Below are 20,736 nucleotides of genomic sequence, written 5' to 3'. Positions count from 1 at the left end.
GATCACCATGAATATGCTTTTTATGTAAGAAATTAGACGAATACTCTTTTTTTTGAATACATTGTATTAACATAAATTATGTCTTCTTGAGATCTATTATTTCGATCATTTATTTTAAATAAGAGTAATTTTTAACCTCATCTCTACCTGGATATGGATACTAATACTGTGAATGACAAGCGAACGTTGTTACCTTCTACGCTTCTATTTAAACTTTTTACATTTTTTGTATTGAGTCTCTTCGCTCCCAAAGTTTTTGCTCAGTTGGATTATATCCACTATGTGCCACCACTTTATAATGGATCTAATACCAATAAAGATATTGGTAGAAATGTGGTCGTAATTACGACTGATAGTAGAGAGTTGATTGATGTATGGATTTATAAGGGGGATAATAATTTATTAGCTCAAATACAAGTTTCTCGATTTGAGCCATATCGTTATGTTTTTGAAACCTCTCGTGCGGATAATTATGGAGAGATTTATTCGTATCCAACGGATTATGAGTTCCCAATAGGTGTTGTGGGTGCCAATGAACTGAATACAGTTTTGGATGATGCAGGGCTTAAGTTTATATCCTATGATGCGCCTATATATGTTAATATGAGGCATATAACACAAGACCAGGGTGGATCTTTGACGACCAAGGGGCGTTTTGCAATGGGAAAAGAATTTAGGACAGGTCATGTTTACACGGCGAATGTCGGAGCAACTTTTAGACGGGCTCACTTTTTCTCAGTTATGGCGACCGAAGATAATACCACAGTCAAGTTCACGGATATTAAAACAGAAGTTTTGACTCAGTTAATAGCTGGAAGTTTAGAGCCTCTTGCCATCTCCGCACTTGATACCATTACGGTATTATTGCAAAAGGGGCAAAGTTATGTTATAGGTATTGATCATGACATAAAAGGATTCGGAACAGGTAATATGAATGCCTTGAACGGAACACATATTCTATCAGATAAAGATATTGTAGTCAATACAGGTTCCTGGACATCAGGATCAAGTGCCGGGCAGGATATGGGTATTGATCAGATTGTGCCTTACGAACAAATCAGAGATAAATATATTGTCCTCAAAGGAGAGGGAAATAGTTCTACTGAAGTTCCTATCGTTGTGCCGACGGAGGATGGAACTGATATTTATCTGAATGGAAGTTCGACACCCATCAATTCATTTCCATTGAATGCGGGAGAGCCTTTTCTTGTAACAACAGGTAATTACTATAATGATAAGATGTATATAGATACCAAGGGGAAGAATGTCTATGTGTATCAAACGTTGTCCGGGAGTTCATCTAAAATTGGTCCTACTGTAGGAATGAATTTTATAGCTCCCCTTTCTGCTACCGGGATGCATCAGGTTGATATTCCTTTTGCAGATCAGTTGGCGATAGAAAGTGTGAATTCAGTGATAACAATATTAGCACAAAAAGGGGCTACCGTTAAGTATGAAAATATTATAGATGGTGTAACGACAGAAAGAGAATTTTTGCCCTCAGAAGCTTCTACAATTCTAGGTACTGAAGAATGGGTTAGTTATAGAATGGATGCTGTTGTGGGTAATATTCGTTTTCAAAGTTCTCGTGCATTGAATGTATGCTGGACGGTTCAGACGGGAGTTGTTGGTTCTGCTGGATATTATTCTGGATTCTCTAAAGCAATTCCTAAAATAATTCCGGATCTGCATGTTGACCTTGAGACGGATTTGTCGGTCATTTGTGAGAGTTATAACGATAATATTGTAGTTGATTTTGTGTCAATCCCAGATCCGGATTTTTATGAGTGGTATAGAAATGAGGTCACCCCGGATAGTTTAATATTCGAAAATGAAAAATTAAACGAGTTAGCGCCTGATGTTCCTACAAAATATATCCTGAAAGCATACTATAGAGATCCGACTTTAGATATATTATATAATGGTGATTTTAGTAGTGGTCGAGGTAATTTCGAGACAGACTATGAAGAGGTGAGTGGAAATTTAAGATATCCAGGTCAATTTGCATTAACGTTTAGTCCCCAAAGTGAAAATTCTTCTTTTGTCGATTTTGATGATATGGAAGGTGGGGGCTTGATGTTTCTAGCTATGTCGGGTGGTGTCCCGGGTGATACTGTTTATCAGAAATTGGATATTCCAATTGAAAGGAATTCGAATTATATTATAAAAGTTCATGGTCGAATGGCACAAGCCAATCCAGAGGTCGCACCTCAATCTTTGGATGTCTATATTAATGATGAACGGGTTAAATCCAACTTTTTAATAGATGATGCCAGTAAATGGAAGTCAACATCCGCTCTTTGGAAATCTAAGGATAATCAAAAAGCAACCATTTCTTTAATCGATGCGAATGCCAGTGGTAATATCGGTGTTTTTGCAATTGATAGTATCACTTTTGTTCCAGCAGTTCAGGATTCCGCAGAGTTTAATGCTTTAGTTATTCCTAATTACAGTTTTACACCCTATAATAAACCCCAACATTTTTGCTTGGGGCAGTTATCCGGGAATATTGATATTTCTAACGGGGATACCAGTTGGTATACCTATGTGTGGGAAAGAAAAAACGGGGAAAATGATTATATTCCGATTGCTGAAACAAATGTGTCTGGTACTGATAGTTACAATTTGGTTTTTAATAATATAACTAACGATAATGCAGGTGTATACCGATGCTCAATTAATTTTAAGGAAGAATATCAGCAATGTGGAATGGCTTTAGAGCCAGCCCAGGTAGAGGTTGAGGTTGTTGTTGATGAGCTTGCTCAAATCTTATCACTTACAGAAGGATCTAATTTATGTGAAGGTGAATTTGAGGCCTTGGAAGTGAATGTTGAGGGCAAGTATAGTCGGATAGCATGGTCAGTAAATGGTGTTGAAAAAGCAGAAGGTAAAGTCTTCGATTTTAATCTGGACAAGGCTTATTCAGCTGGGGTTTATACAATTCGTTGTGATGTTGAAAATGCTTGTCAACCTTTATCAAGAGAAATCGAGATTGAGATTTTTGGAAAACCTAATTTAACGGATTTGCAAGTTCCAACTAATCTGTGTGATCAAGAATCAGTGAACTTAACTGCTGTTTGTTCAGTTCCGGCAGACGCTACGATGGAATACTCATGGTATCGAGACAATAATTTAATTGAGACCAATAATTTAGCGGTGTTTTCAATTATACCGGATATGAGTGATGCTTATTATAAAGTAGCTGTCGCGGCACGTTATAATATTGGAGGTTTAGATGAACATACCTGTGTTGGAAATGAATTGGTGAGTAATTTAGCAGCAGACGCGGTTTATCCCCAGGTTGTATTGACAGCTTTGGAGCCTGTAACTTTGTGTGAAGGATTATCTTATTTATACAAAACAGAATTAGAAACATCCGGAGATTATTATATATATAATTGGGAGGTGCCAGTTGGAGTAACAGGGGATAAAACAAATGCGGATTTTAATTTAATCAATATAAAACCTGCAATGGCAGGTAATTATAAAGTAACGGTAACTAACCGTTGTGGTAGTTCGAATTCGACAAGTTTATTGACTGTTACTCCAAAAATGGAGGTGACAGATATTACGATTGATAAGGTCGGCCCATACTGCGATGGAGAAAATGTGACGATAACCGTAGTTGATAATGGATACGCAAACTTTTATAAAGCAGAAAATGTAACTGTAGGCCAGGAGCAAATAATTAATCCCATGGCTAACCCATTTGTTTTTGCAGCTAATAGTGTCAATAGAGGTCAGTGGGAAATTACAGCAGAGGGCAATTGTGGAACGGTTTATCAGGAACCTTTTACAATTAATTTATTAGATAATTTTTCTGATCCATCGTTAAATAATATCACAACATGTTATGGCGAAGATGTAAAGTTCGAAGTGCAAATTGCAACAAAACCGACTGGTTCCGAACTTACATATACTTGGACAGACCCCAATGGTGATCCAATTGTTGTTGCTGACCCTAATCCTAAAAATGTTGTTAATATCCTTGATGTTCAGTTAGAAGATTTAGGGATTTATACTTGTGAAATAGAAAATAAGTGTGGTTATAAGAAAATTGTTACGGCGACTTTAAGTGTTGAATGTGTGACAAGTGCTCTAACAGCGCCAGCTGTTGAAGTTTGTCAGGGAACAACAGATTACAGTTTTGATATTGCTTATGTTGGAACACCAACATTCGAATGGCGATTTAATACAACTACTGGAGCTCCTCTTTCAACTTTAGATCATTATACAATCCCAACTGTTGAAAAAGCAAATGAGGGAATTTACTATTGTGATATAACTCTTGCTTGTGGGACTGTATTGAAATATCAACGACAATTAGTCGTGAACGATCATATTTCTGTTGTTAAAGATCCTTCAGCAATTTTGGACATATGTGAGGGGGATCAAACGGAGTTAATAATTGATGTGACCGGCACTCCAACTTCTATTAAGTGGTTTGATAATGGCAATACTGAGCTAACAGCCTATGAGGGAGAAACAAGAATTTCAACTGGAATTATTGGTGCTTCGGGTTCTTATACTTACACGTATAAGTTGACAGGAGATTGTGAAAATCCTGAAGGTAGTTTTGTTGTTACGGTTCATGCTAAGCCAAGCATTGCTCCAATTGCTCAGATTAATGCTTGTGTTGGTGATGTGGATTTAAATATGGTTGTTACAAGTATTGATCCTGCGACATCTTCCTGGTGGAATTCAGATGAATCAGCTAAGGTAGCTGATGGATTAAATCATACTTTATCTGGAATGACATATTCGGGTAACCTTTTAACTTATACTGCAGTTACAAACACAGCGTTTTGTAGTGATGTAAAGACGACTGCTCAAGTTTATATTTATAAACCAATTGCAGTTGTTTCAAACTCTGATCTTACACCTAAACCTTGTGTTGGTGAGCCGTTAAGTCTAATTGTGAAGGGAACCGGAGATGACTTGTCCTATAATTGGTTTAATATAGCTGATCCAGCAGTTACATTATCCTCCGGTACGGTCCTTGATTTAGGAGCTGCTGAATTAATTGACGAAGGAGATTATCGTTGTGAACTGATATCTGGAAATGGTTGTGGAAATGTAAATGTGGATTTTACAGTCGATGTGCGCGAACATGCTAAAATTACATTACAGCCGACAGATGAAACACCATGTGAGGGAGATGGTTCAGTAACATTTAAAGTTATGGGAACAGCAGAAGATGCACCATCCTATCAGTGGTATGAAGACGATGTCTTAATTAGCGATGGAGGTGATTTTGTTGGTACGACAACTACAGATCTTACTGTTTCAAATCTATTGGGGAACGAAAATCAATCTTATCATTGTAAAGTAAGTGGGGATTATTGTGATCCGATAGATTCTGAAAAGGCAAGTTTGACTGTTAATAAAAATGTGGTGATTAAGAAAGATCCAGTGAGCATAACAATTGCCGAAGATGGTGTCGCTACATTTACCGTAGAAGCTGAAGGGACAGGACCTTTTACTTATCAATGGTATGAAGATAATCTTCCGATGGGAGGAGAAATATCAGCAACTTTGACAATTGATCCTGCGACTATAGGTCTTGATGGTCACAAATACAAATGTTTAGTGAGTAATGCCTGTTCAACTGATGTTGCAAGTGCTGAAGCGATATTAACAGTTGATCCTGCCATTAAAATTACAGAGCAACCTGTACCTATAGTTATTTGTGAAGGGGCCGATTATAAATTTGTAGTTGTTTATAAAAATTCAGCAACCGATTGTGTTTGGGAATACAGTATAAATAATGGAGTTAGCTATTCAGCTGCAACAGTAGGAACAGCTGTCAAGTCGAGTGTTGATGGAACGACTGATAAGAGTACGTTGACTGTTTCTAATGCTACTGCTGTTATGGATGGTTGGAGATTTAGAGCATTAGTTACAGCTCCGGATAATTATTCAAGTGAGGTTAGTGTTCAGGTTGATGTTCCCGCAAGTTTTGATCCTATTGCAGATAAAGAGATCTGTATTGGTTCGGGTGCTAGTTTTAGTGTGAATGGTTTATCAGGTTCTACACCTTACACTTATCAATGGATTAGAGGAGCAGATAATATTGGAGATGATCTTGGTATTAACTCAAGTTTAAACTTAATTGCAACTGAAGCTACAAATGGGACTTATTCGATTGGAGTAAAAGCTGGGGTTTGTCCTGTTGAAATTAAGAACTTTAATATTTCTCATTTCGATGATTTAGTTATTAATGGTATCACAGATATCGACCCTGTCTGTCATAATGTGGCTGAAGATATTGAGGTTGATATTGCTTTGGATCCAGTATTTAATTCTTCTGTGACTTATGCCTGGACTAAAGACGGAGGAGCTTTAACAGGAACGACTGATGAAGCAAAATATAACATCAAGGGGCTTGATAACTCTGAGACGGGTTTGTATAAAGTTGAAGTGACTGATGGGTGTGGAACTAAGAGTTCAACACGCTTTGTAAATGTATTTGATGAAATAGTTAAGACTGAAACTTGGGATTATGGACCTCTTTGTGTGGGTGACGCCTTGTTACTTGAAGCTAAGGTGACGGGGGATAATCCGACATATACATGGACCATTCCTGCAGGAAGTACGAATCCTGGAAATGTTGCGACTCTTAAGATTGACGGAGTTGTTTTGGAAAATGCAGGTACATATACCTGTGTTGTAAGTGGAACTTGTGGTACAGATGTAACTTATACAGTTGATATTGTTATCAACGATGTGCCAAATATTACCGCAGGACTTGAAGCTTTAACAGGTGTTTGTGTGAACGAACCATTGATTTTAGGACCAATTATATACGATGCAACCACAGGTGAAAGTATTCTTTGGAAGTTTAATGATGGAGTTATTGCTGGTGAAACTTCAGAAAGTTTAAATCTAGCTAACGCTGATTTTGCAGACGAAGGTAATTATAGAGTGGAAGTTACAAATGCTTGTGGAACCGACTTTAGTTTGGGATTTCAGGATGTTCATCCAATACCTACCCTTGCACCTATTGATAATCAGACGGCTTGTCAGGGTGAGAATGTTATATTTAGAGCTGTTACAACGGGCGAGAATCTAACTTATCGTTGGTTTATTGATGATGTAGCTCGACCTGAATATGATGACCAGTCTGAAATTGAAATTCCAAACATTCAACCTTTTGATGTTAATACACCCAAAAATTATAAGGTAGAATGTCAAGTGAATTCTTGTAATACAGATTTAGATGAAACAGCCTATGTTCTTGTGAATCCTAATACGATACTTAACACTTCTATTAAAGGAGAGGTTGTATATGTAGGAATTCCTCATGTGTTTGATTTGGATGTTACAGGTAGTGATCTAACGTTTGAATGGCACCATATACATACTGATGGTACAGATGAAACATTGGAGGAAACGACAAAGACTTTAACAATTGATTATTTAAGTCTGACAGATGCAGGTGAATATTCCTGTAAAATTACTGGAGAATGTGGTGTTCGATTTACTTCAGGATATCTAACAGTTAAAGATCCTATGAGGATTGTTGAAGACTTGGGTGGAGATGCTATTGAAAAGTGTTTTGGAGAACCATTAAACTTGAATATTAGTGTTGAAGGTGAAGTGTTTTCAATTAATTGGTTTAAAGGGGCAGATGATCTTAATCATCATGAGTTGAATTTTTCAATACCAGCCCTTGATGTTTCTGATGCCGGATTTTATCGTTGTGAAATTGTTGGTGAAGGAGCTAATATTAAAGATACAGTGAATGTTGTTGTATATCAAACAACCGTATTGAATTCTGACTTAAAGGATGAGGTTTTATGTGAGAATGATGATTTACTGTGGACTCTTGCTGTTTCGGGTTCGTTTTTAACTTATGATTGGAAACATAATGGAAAAACGGTATCCACAGATCCTACATTAAATATTTTAAATACACCAATGGATTCAGCAGGGATCTACTCTGTTGATATAACGGGTAAGTGTGGCGTTGTTTCTACGGAGGCTAATCTTACATTAAAGAAATTGCCATATTTTATAAGTAAGAGCGATGATCTTGAGAAGTGTGAGAATGATGCAGAAGCAATATTCTCGGTGAATTATGGTGGTGATAACTTACTCTATCAATGGCAAAAAGATAATGTTGATATAGAAGGTGCAAATAGTTCAGAACTTAAGATACAGAATCTAAGAACCAGTGATGCTGGAGTTTATAAATGTGTTGTGAGTTCTGGCTGTGGTTTTGCTCCGGAAGCCCCTGTGCAAAATCTTGTTGTCATTCCTCAACTTAAGATCTTGAGTGAAAGTCCTGGTATGGAAATTTGTGATGGAGAAGAAGCTCAGTTTATTGTTGAGGTAGAAGGGACCGATGAGGTTTATCAGTGGCAAAAGAATGGTATTGCTATACCAGGCGAAAATGCACCTCAACTTGCTATTGGTTCTGCCAGTCTTAATGAAGAGGGGTATTATAGTTGTGAAGTTTCTGATAAATGTACAGCTAGGCGGTATTCTAATTCTAAGAAGTTGACAGTTAATGAATTGCCAAATTCTCAGATATTTGGACGTATGACCCTTTGTGTATTAGAAGATAGAGTTGCATATAATACTGCCATTCAGCCTGATATCAATTATGGTTGGTTGGTTGAAGGAGGTGAATTTACCAGTCCTTCTGAAGGTTTTAAAACAAAGATCACCTGGGGGGATGTAATAGAAGACGGTAAAGTGAAGTTGAAGATTTTGAATGAAGCAACAGGTTGTTATTCTGAGGTGGACTCTTTGGTCACTCTTCATCCTTTGCCAGTTGTCACGTTAGCATCTCAGGAATCCAGAGGTATTTGTGACTCTGAATTTGAATTAGGTGGTGGTTTGCCAGTTGGGGGAATTTATTGGGTGAATGGCGTTGCTCAAAATACATTTGATCCTTCACAGGGAAATGGTGAGTATCAGGTTCGTTATTCATATACAGATGATCTGGGTTGCTCAAACACAACGGATGAAACACTCATGACAATTGATTCCTTACCAGTTGTGAAGCTTATCGAAGATGTTGTTGTTGGATCTTGTGGTAGTAAGGAACTGAGTGCAGTGACAGAGGAAAATAATATAAAATGGTCCCCAAGTCGTTATTTGGATGATCCCAATTCTTTAACACCAACCTTCACATCTGGTGAAACGACCCTTTATGTCGCTACAGTTGTTGATAAACATGGGTGCGTCGGGAATGATATTGTAAATGTGACAGTTGCACCATTACCTCTTATCACAACTATAAATGATACAATCATCGGAGAATGTAAGGAGATTGAGTTGACCACACATATTTCCGGTGACATTGATGAAATCACCTGGTCTAATGCTGGTGATTTGGATAACTCTAAGAGTTCTAACCCTAAGTTGATAAAACCTCATGTTGGGGTGAATGATTATCAAATTAGTGTGACCGATAAATATGGATGTCTTGGTTCAGCTTCAATTAAAGTAGAAGTATTGCCAAATCCTGAAATAGGAGAAAATCAATTCTTATGTGAAGGCGAAACGCTTGTTGTTGATATCAAGGATCTTTCGAATCCTATCTGGAAGGATGGCTATACTGCTTGGGAAAGAATCATTGATAAACCAGGAGAATATGAATTAAGTGTTGAGGAAAATGATTGTGAACTTAAGCAAAAAATTGTGATGAATCCTTCACCAAAATTTGAGTTGGATAATAATGATGTGTATCCAGGGATAGTCATTTTTGAGGGAGAAACATATACTCTTGCTCCAGATCTGGATCCTGATTACGGCCCATACACATATACTTGGAGTGATAGTAGTGTGTTGCCTGAATTAGTGGTAGTCGAGTCCGGAACTTATAAGCTTAAAGTTGAGGATAATATTGGTTGTGTTGCAACGGATACAGTTGTGGTTGATGTTAAGCCAATTGGAATTGAATCGCCTAATGCCTTTACGCCATTATCGAAGAATGAAAATGATCGTTTTTATTTGAAAGATATCAATGTTACAGATAGGTTTGAAATGTACATATATAACCGTTGGGGAGAGCTCTTGTACAAAACGAATGAGGCTGGTTACGCCAATGGGTGGGATGGTACTTACAAAGGTGAGGATTGCCCTGTTGGAGCTTATGTATGGGTGTTGATGTTGGATGGAAAAGTGAAAGAGAAAGGTAATGTGATCTTAGTGCGTTAAGAGTCGTAGATATAATGATTGAATAGAGGAGTTGACCTTAATGGTCAACTCCTTTTTTTTTGTAGTTGATGATTAGTAGTTGTTTAAGGTGACTGTAATGATGTGTTTGTTGAAAATTGAGTTGGGTTTTAGGAATAAATAGCATGAATTGGTCTTTGATGGATATATTGTTTAGCATAGTAAAACAGTCTTTAATCATTATTTTATATCCTTTGGTCATTGATTTTTGAATAAACAACCTCAGGTAGTATAGTATTATAATTCATAATTGTTTTTAATACGATGAGGTTGTTTTCTTAATGTTTTGATTTATAGAATGTCAGAAGATTTCTTTTGTGGCATTTTGTTAATAAAAAGTTTTTGTTGAGGATTGAATATGATAATTATTTAGAAGATGATTAGTTTGTTGTGTAAATTTGTTTCTACATTCTTGTGTAAGAAAATAAGCTTTTAATCATTGAAATGTCGCCGTTAAGTTATATTTTTACATTTGTTAAGAAAAATTAACGGTATTCATAAGTTTATTATGTTTATGGTTTTTATTTTTATCAGCTAATCAAAATTCTAGTGATGAATTACTCATTCCGTTCAGTAAAAATAGAGGCTTGTATTAAAATAGCTATTCTATTCCTTTTGTATGCTTTGCCACTTACGAGTAAGGCTCAGTTAGACCTGATACATTACGTTCCCCCCTTATATGCAGGAACAGATAGCGAATACGATATAGAGGATCATTGGGTTGTATTAACGACGCCATCCGAAACACCTATTACAGTTACTATTAAGAAAGGGGATGGTACTATTTTTCAAGTTGTAGATGGGGTTTCAATGGATACACCAAAGTCAATATCATTGGGTAGTGGTACTCTCACTAATCCGCCATTAGGTGTTGTGAATTACTCGAGTCTAAATAAAGTTATAAGTGATCAGGGATTAATCTTTACTTCCACGGAAGCTTTCTATGTTAATATCAGGCACAAATCGGAGATTCATGGCTTGTTTTTAACGGCCAAAGGTCGGGCTGGTTTGGGAACATCATTCCGTTCGGGACACCTTTATAGTATCAGACCCGAAAATAAACAAGGCTGGGGAGGTGGCTATGATTATTATGGAAGTTGGGTAGCCTATAATGAAGATATAGTTGGTCATCGAAGCCATTTTATTTCTGTTATGGCCACTGAAGATAATACACAGGTGACATTTTCGGACATTAAAGTTGGTAACCTGACGTCGGATACTAAGACTGCTCTGCCGGTAACAGGAGATATAACAGTTACGCTTAACGCCGGACAGTCATATGTACTTGGGGCCGATCATAAGTATTTAACTACTGATGATGTGAATCAATTTAATGGGACACATATTACTTCAGATAAACCGATTGCGGTTAATACCGGATCATGGACCGGTGGTGCATCTGCTAAGTCTTCTCAGGATATTGGTGTTGATCAGATTGTTCCCGAAGAGCTAGTCGGAAGTGAATATATTCTTTTAAAAGGTAAAGGGAATGATGATACAGAACGCCCTATTGTTGTTGCAACTCAGGATAATACCAATATCTATGTCAATGGAGGGACAACAAAAATTAATCCTACGCCTCTAAATGCCGGAGATTCTTATGCTATTGGAGCTAATTATTACACTGCAGACGGAACCATGTTAATTAAGTGTGATAAAAATGTTTATCTGTATCAAACGACTTCGGCTTCTGATAGGAAGAACTATTATACCGATTATGCTTACGCTACAGTGGGAATGAATTTTATTCCGGCGATTAGTTCGTTGGGTTTTCGGCAGGTTGATATTCCATTTGTAAATCAGGTAGGTACAGGTATTGTCGCGATTTATTCTCAAAAAGGGGCCAATGTTTTTGTTAACAAATCAACAACTCCTTTAAGTCAGGCTTCTGCTATACCCGTTTCAGGTAACGACGAGTGGGTTGTATATAAATATTACACATCAGATGAGAATGTATCGGTGATGTCGAGTAAAGCGATTTATGTGGCTTTATCGGTTGAAGATGATGCGGTAGGTGCTGCAGGTTATTTCTCTGGTTTTACTAAAGCGATTTCGCCAATTAAACCTGAAACAGGAATTGGTTTGGAGCATGACTTGGGGTACATCTGTGAAAGTTATAATGATAAAATTGAATTATCAATCAACAGTACACCTGATGCGGATTTTTATGAATGGTATAAGAATGAAGTCAAGCCTGAAAACTTAATATTTGAAAACTCAAACTTACTTGTTGATGCTCCTGATGTAGAGACAAAGTACATTATAAAAGCTTATTTCAGAGATCCAAATTTAGATATTATTTATAATGGGAACTTTTCAATTGGACGAGGGAATTTTGATTCGGATTATGATTTTTTCTCAGTTGGGAATTTAGCAGATCTTGGAAAATCAGTTCTGTGTTATAATCCTAAAGATATCAATACTTCTTTTCAAAGTTTTAATGATAAAGATGGGGGAGGTCTGATGTTGTTGACTCACTCAAATAATTTTGGAATCGAGGATGTTATTTGGAGTAAAACAATTAATGAAAATATTAAAGATCAGGGCTTTATTTTAAAATTACATGGAAGAATGGCCCAGGAAGGACATTCTCAGCTTCTTGATATTTATGTGAATGATGAAAAGATATATGATAATTTTCCCTTAGATGATGTAAATGCTTGGCAATCAGTAAAAGCATTCTGGTCTTCAGGTAATTCTGAAAGTGCTCGTATTTCTGTGGTTAATTCTAATCCGGCAGGGCAAGATGGGATTTTTGCCTTAGACAGTATATCATTTGTAGTGGCCGTAGAAGATCAGGCAGAATTTAACGCTTTGGTTGTACCCAATTATAGCTATAAGAATTTTAATGAGCCTCAGCATTTTTGTTTTGGACTTGAAGGAGAATTGGATATTTCGAATGGGGATGTCAGTTGGTACGATTATAAGTGGGAGAAAAAGGAAGGAGATCTTTTTGTGCCAATTACTGATCCTACAATCACAGGTTTGGATACCCATAAAATTCATTTTACTGAAATAAAAGAAAATGATGCAGGAATATATCGATGCAGTATTAGTTTCAAGGAAAATTTTCAGCAGTGTGGTGAAAGTCTGGGCACCGCCTCAGTTGAGGTTGAATTAGTTGTAGACAAACCAGCAACTGTTGCGATAAATGTTGATAATACAAGATTATGTGAAGGTGAACAGACGACATTGGAAGCAGTTGTTACAGGAACATATTCTGATATTAAATGGTTTGTAAATGACGAACAAAAATATGTTGGAAGAGAATTCCTTTTTGATTATCCTGCAGGAGAATATACTGTGAAATGTGAAGTGGGGAATGCTTGTAGCTCACCATCTGATAGTCGGGATTTGTTTGTATATGGTCGTCCGGTGTTGAATGATTTGCAATTACCTACAGGTTTATGTGAAAATATTCCAGCTGAATTAACTGCTGTTGTGACTAATGTTCCAGCAGGAGCCAGTCTGTCATACAAATGGTATCAAGGAGACAATCTATTAGCAACTACCAGTGATCCAAACTATTCGTTGACACCAAATCTGAATGATTCTTATTATAAGGTAGCTGTGAGTGCTGTTTATAATGTGGGCTTAGCTGATGAGCATACTTGTGTAGGTAATCAAATAGTTAAGTCTATTGTTCCTGATGCTATTTATCCTGAAGTTGAATTGAAGGATTTGGCTAATGTGACTCTTTGTGAAGGAGATTCGTATACCTATAAAGCAGAACCGATTAATTCAGGCGATTACTACACTTACCTTTGGGAAGTTCCGTTTGTGAGCAACGCTAATAAAACAAATTCTGATTTTGTGATTAGTTCGGTAACAAGTGCAATGGCGGGCAATTATAAAGTGACCGTATCAAATCGTTGTAACAGTCAATCTTCTACAGGAACTTTAACCGTGAATCCAAAATTGCTTGTTGATGAAATAGCAATTGATAAAACGGGGCCATATTGTTTAAATGATGTGGTTACATTTACAATGAAAGATAATGGGGAAGCGAAATACTATTTCGCAGAAAATCTTACAACTGGCGAGATCATCAATCCAATAATCAGTCCTTTTAGTTTAACAGTTACTGAATTAAAACAAGGACGTTGGAAAATTACAGCGGAAGCTGAATGTGGAACTCGTGTCGAGCAAGAATTTGATATCTATTTATTGGATGAATTTTCAACACCTCAAATGTCTGATATTTCAACTTGTATTGATGAGGATGCCCAATTTAAAGTTCAGATTTTTAATATTCCAGCCGGATCAGATTTAACCTATCAATGGACTGCTCCCGATGGAAGTGTGATTGTAAATGACAAATCAACTTTAGATATAACAGCTGTTCAGGTAAGCGATTTGGGTGTTTATACGTGTGAGGTTACGAATAAATGTGGTTATTCACAGTCGGTTAGCGCATCTTTGTCTGCAGATAAGGTGAATACTTCATTAACAGGTTCGGCTCTTGAAGCCTGTGCAGGAACGCTTAATTATCGTTTGGAAATCACTTATGATGGAAATCCGACATTCTCATGGCACTTTAATAGTTTAAGTTCGCCAGAAATTGGAACTGATAGTTATTTTGAGATAACAGAAGTTAAGCCTGAGAATGAGGGTGTTTACTATTGTCAGGTTACCCTTGCGTGTGGTGATGTGGTTACTTACCAACGTCAGTTGATTGTAAATCAGACAACAACACTTGTTGAAGAAAGTCCTTCAGTTTCTCATATTTGTGAAGGGGAACAGGTTGAGTTAAAAATATCAGTTTCTGGTGATATTAAACAAATAGAATGGTACGATGCTTCTGGAAACATTATGCCTGAAGCAAATAATAAAACAAGTATACAAACAGCGGTGCATAATACTGCGGGAAGTTTTATTTATAAATATAAAGTCGTTGGTTATTGTGATACAAAAGAGGGTGATTTTGAGGTTATTGTACATGATAAACCTGTGCTGAATCCTATTGCTGATATCAATTCTTGTGAAGGAGATATCGATCTAAGTATGAGCATTACAGGAAGTGATTATTCTGGTGCTGCCTGGTGGAATGCTGATGAAAGCTTGAAATTGAAAGATGGTCTTTCTTATACAATAAGTAATGCCAAATATCTAACAGAATCAGGAAATTATATTGCTAAGGTTAGTACTCTTTATTGTGGTGATTTAAGAGCGACAGCTCAGGTAAATATTTACAAGCCAATTACTGTTGATTCTCATTCTAATCTTAATCCAACACCATGTGTGGGAGAACCTTTAAGTCTGATAGTTAACGGTTCCGGAACAGGTTTGATTTATAATTGGTATAAAACAGATGCGCCTTCAGTGAGTTTGTCGAATACAACAACACTGGATCTTGGATCTGCTGATTTAACTGATGAGGGGACTTATCGATGTGAATTGATATCGCCTAATGGTTGTGGAAACGAGGTGGTTGAGTTTAATGTTGATGTGCGTGAACATGCAAAAATAACTTTAGATCCGGTTGATGTTTCAATTTGTGAAGGTGCAGGATCAGCCAGTTATGTGGTAGCAGCAAGTGGAGAAGGAACATTACATTATCAATGGTATGATAAAGATAATAATGCCTTGTCTGGGGAGACTTCAGCAAATCTTGTTATTGCAAATCCAGAGTTATACAATAGTCAGATCTATTATTGTGAGGTGAGTGGCGATTACTGTGATCCGGCAGTATCATTAAAAGCTCAGCTGGAAGTTAAGAAGAATGTGACAATTACCACTGACCCAGTTGATGTCAGAATCGCAGAGAATGGTGTTGCTATTTTTACCGTTGAAGCCGAAGGGAATGATCCTTTGACTTATCAGTGGTATTGTAATCCTACAGGAATAATTGTAGGTGCAACTACATCTGTTTTGACTATTGACCCGGCTACAATAGATTTGAATTCCTATAAGTATTATTGTGTAGTGAGTAATGCTTGTGTAGGTGCTACAAGTGCTGAAGCAGTGTTATTGATTGATCCGAATGTGAAAATTACAACTCAACCCGAAAGTACAAAGGTGTGTGAGGGGGGCACATTCCAGTTTGTAATAGAGCACAAGTCGTTGGCAGCTGGCAAAACCTGTTATTGGGAGTATAATGATGGAAGTGGATTCCAGCCAGTTAGTGGATTGGCAGATTATAGTGTTAGTGAAAGTGCCAATCAAAGTATTCTGACTATTCAAAATGCAAAAATAGATTACAATTCTTATTCATTTAGAGCTGTTGCTGAAGGGGTAACCGATGATGTTTCTAATGAAGTTAAGGTTAAAGTATATCAAGCTGTGAGCTTTAATGCGATTCAGGATGTGGAAATTTGTAAGGATGCTGGTGTTCATTTTGAATTGGAAAATTTAGCTGGAACATATACATATTCATATGAGTGGAAAGAAGGGGCACGTACCTGGAAAACTTCAGATCTGAATTTGGATGGTGGTGACGCGATTGATGGTGATTATTCAGTAGAAGTAACAAACGGAGTTTGTCCATCTCATAAAGAAAATTTTAAAATATCACATTACGACGAACTGGTTCTAAACGATATCGAAGGATCAAATTCAGTTTGTGAGAATATTGCAGAAAATTTAGTGGTTACAGTTAGTAAGGATGATGCATTGGGTATTAATTACCAGTGGTTTAAGGATGAAGATCCTACTGTGTTAAGTAGGTCAAATACCTATACTGTTGCTGGCCTCGACAAGTCTGAGGATGGTTTATATAAAGTCGAGGTTAGCGATGGTTGTATGACCCAAGCTAAAACCAAGCTCATTAATTTATTGGATAAAATTAAAGTCGTTACAACTTGGGAAGTTAAATATGAGCATTGTGTTGGTGATGAATTTATAATAGATGCTCAGGTGAGTGGTGATAATCCTGTTTATACCTGGACTACACCTAATGGAAGAGTTGTTGGCAATGTGTCAAAATTAAAAATCGATGCTTTAACTGTTGCGGATGCTGGTATCTACAAATGTGTTGTGAACAGTTCTTGTTCTGATGGCGATATTGAATTTGTTACAGAACTTGTTGTGAATAAAGCTCCTGAAATTACGAATGGGATTGATAATTTGAGTGCAGTATGTGATGGCGAGGACTTGGATCTTGGTCCTGTTACTGTTGCTGTTGCTGGTGATGTTTTGTCAATGAATTGGATTTTAAATGATGGAAGTGTAAGTTCCAATCATACCAATATTCTGAATCTGGGTAAAGCTGATGTTAGTAAAGAAGGAAATTATAAAGTTGAAGTGAGCAATGCTTGTGGTAAAGACTTTAGTCTTGGTTTCCAGGAGGTTGTTTTATTACCAACTCTGGCTGCTATTCCTAATCAGAATGTTTGTGAGGGGGAAGATGTTGTGTTTAGAGCCCAAACGACAGGAGAGAATTTGGATTATAAATGGTTTGTTGATGGTGTTGAAGATCTAAAATATTCCGGTAAACCGGAATTAATCCTTGAAAATGTAAAGGCATTAGATGCAAATACCTTACGTATTTACGATATTGAATGTCGCGTTAGTAGTTTAAATTCTTGTGGAATAGAACAAATTAAGAACGCGGAACTGATTGTAAATCCGAATACAATTCTTCAGTCTTCAATTAAGAGTGAAGTGGTTTATGTTGATAGTGATTATGAATTTGATTTGGATGTCAAAGGAAGTAATCTGACTTACGAATGGCATCATATAAATAAGGATGGTGTTGATAAGCTATTAACAGAGACAAGTTCAAGACTCGTGCTGAATAATTTGACACTTGCTGATGGTGGTGAATATGCTTGTTATATTGGCGGAACTTGTGGTAATAGATATACTTCCGGATTTCTGACAATAAAAGATCCAATAAAAGTTGTTAATGGTTTGAACAAATTCGTTCAAATTGAAAAATGTTTTGGAGACCCTTTATCATTAAATATTGAAGTGACGGGTGAAGTTTATGATATCAATTGGTTTAAAGATGATATCAGTTTGGATCAGCATAAATTAAGTCTTTTTATTTCTGAACTTGATTATAGTGATGCTGGTCAATATCGTTGTGAGATCAATGGTGAAGGGGATAAATTTTCTGAAAAGGTAGATATTATTGTAAATAAATTAACCGTGTTGAATTCAAATCTGAAAGATAAGAACCTGTGTGAGAATGAAACGCTTCTCTGGAGTGCTGATGTTAATGGTTCAAATTTGACCTACAACTGGCAATATAAAGGAGAGACGATTTCGACAGAGGCAATTTTGAATATTGAAAATTTACAATTGGGACAAGCAGGAGAGTATCGACTAGACGTATCTGGTAAATGTGGGTATGTTGATAGTGAAGCTCAACTTAAAGTTTACAAACTACCATATTATATCAGCCATAGCGAAAGTGTTGAAGTTTGTGAGAATACCGACGTGGTCAATTTCAGAGTGAATTATGGCGGAGACAATATAAGATATCAATGGAAAAAAGATGGACTTGATCTTTTTGGTGAGACAAGTTCGTTATTAACAATTCAAAATATAACTCAAAGCAAAGCGGGAACCTATATTTGTGCTGTAAATTCATCATGTGGTCAGGAGCTCATTAGTCCCGATATGGTTTTGTCAGTTATCCCGGGTTTAAAGGTTTTAAATGAGAGTGGTAACCTTGAGGTTTGTGATGGAGAATCTGCAGAGTTCGCTGTTGAGGCAGAAGGACGCAATGTTCAGTATCAGTGGCTATTTAACGGAGACGCTATTGATGGCGCAACAAACCCAACTTATCAAATTGATAAAAGTTCGTTAGCAAATCGTGGTTATTATACCTGTGAATTGTCAGATGAATGTACCTCAAAGCGCTATTCTGATTCAAAACGATTGGATGTTAATGCCTTACCAAACTCACAAATCTATGGTCGAATGGAGCTTTGTGTATTGGAGGACCGTGTCACTTATACCACTTCAGTTCAGCCGGAAATTAATTATTTGTGGCAAGTTGAAGGAGGTGAGTTTACGACTCCTAATGAGGGTGAAAAAACGAAGATTACCTGGGGAACATTGGAGAATGGGAATATCAGTATCAGAATTGTTGATGAAGAAACCGGATGTTATTCTCAGATTGATTCATTGGTGAAACTACATCCTCTGCCTGATGTGAGTTTGTCAAATCTTGATTCTCATGGTTTGTGCGAACCTGAATTTCAATTGACAGGAGGTTTGCCTGAGGGAGGTATTTATTGGGTCAATGGTGTGCGTGAACGCTCTTTTAGTCCGGGTACCGGTAAAGGAGAGTACCCTATTCGATATTCGTATACTGATGAGAATGGGTGTTCAAATACAACAGAAGAAAAAGTGATGATGATCGATTCATTGCCAGTTGTTAAACTGATAGAAGATGTCACTGTTGGTGCCTGCAAGAGCAAACAACTTTGGGCTGAAACTGAACTTGATAATATCAAATGGTCACCAAGTCGTTATTTGGATGATCCAACATCAAAAACACCCGTATTTACTTCAGGAGAATCTGAAAGATATGTTGCTTTTGTTGTTGATAAACATGGCTGTGTGGGGAATGATATTGTTAATGTAAATGTGGCACCGCTACCGGTAATTACAACGATAAATGATACCATTATTGGACAATGTAAACCATTGGTTCTAACAACGGATATTGTTGGTGCAGTTTCTGAAATTAATTGGACTTCAGATAAAGAACAATTGAGTAAATCAACTGTTCGGGATCCTCAATTGGAAGACTTATCGGTTGGGCTTCATAATTTCACGATCAATGTTAGCGACATGTATGGTTGTGTTGCAGAAGCTTCTGTTAAAGTTGATGTGAGAGCGAATCCGGAAATAGGTGAGTCTCAATTTTTATGTGAGGGTGAATCTATTGAAATTAACACTCGAGATCTAGAGAATGCTGTATGGAGTGATGGGTATACAGCTTGGGAGCGAACAATTGATACGCCAGGCGAATACGAGTTAAGTGTTAGTAATGAATTTGGTTGTACAGAGGTGCAAAAGATAAAATTGAATCCATTACCTGAATTTGAATTGGACAATACAATTCAGCCTGGAATTATAATATTCGAAGGCCAGACCGTTACGCTAGACCCTGATCTCAATTCTGATTTTGGCCCGTATGTATACGAGTGGAGTGATGGTAGTGTATTGCCACAACTGGAGGTGAGTGAGTCTGATACTTATAGCTTGAAAGTGGTTGATAAAATTGGATGTGTTGCAACTGATACTGTTGTGGTTGAAGTTAAACCCGTTGGAATTGAATCACCTAATGCCTTTACTCCAGGTTCCGGCAATGAAAATGATCGTTTCTATTTAAAGGAAATTAATATCGATAAGAAATTCGAATTCTATGTATATAATCGTTGGGGTGAGCTAATGCATCGATCGACTGAAGCTGGATATGGTGGTGGTTGGGATGGAACTTACCGCGGGGAAAAATGTCCAACGGGCGTTTATGTATGGATTTTAATTCTCGATGGTAAAGCCACGGAAAAAGGCTATATGACCTTGGTTAGGTAAGTTTTTGATTTCTGAAAAATAAGAAATACCTTTCAGTAAGAAAGAATTGATTTA

At 37.0% G+C, this 20,736-nt stretch carries 2 protein-coding genes; both read left to right on the top strand.

Translation table 11 applies throughout. The features are described from left to right. Positions 1-153: 153 nt before the first annotated feature. Positions 154-10,170, top strand: a complete 10,017-nt coding sequence (locus EV201_RS07610) for a T9SS type B sorting domain-containing protein (protein ID WP_130307001.1) — start codon at positions 154-156, stop codon at positions 10,168-10,170. A gap of 570 nt (positions 10,171-10,740) precedes the next feature. Continuing rightward, entirely contained in the window at positions 10,741-20,682 is a 9,942-nt protein-coding gene (locus EV201_RS07605; protein ID WP_130307000.1) for a T9SS type B sorting domain-containing protein, read from the top strand. Positions 20,683-20,736 lie beyond the last annotated feature (54 nt).

It is taken from the genome of Ancylomarina subtilis (genome assembly GCF_004217115.1).
GTDB classification, from domain to species: Bacteria; Bacteroidota; Bacteroidia; order Bacteroidales; family Marinifilaceae; genus Ancylomarina; species Ancylomarina subtilis.
The sequence above is the reverse complement of the archived record's forward strand: the minus strand, read 5'-3'. Positions and strand labels throughout refer to the sequence as shown.

Bases quoted from the DNA above. Each gene is read 5' to 3' on its own strand.
- EV201_RS07605 (WP_130307000.1), top strand. From the start codon at position 10,741: ATGAATTACTCATTCCGTTCAGTAAAAATAGAGGCTTGTATTAAAATA.
- EV201_RS07610 (WP_130307001.1), top strand. From the start codon at position 154: ATGGATACTAATACTGTGAATGACAAGCGAACGTTGTTACCTTCTACG.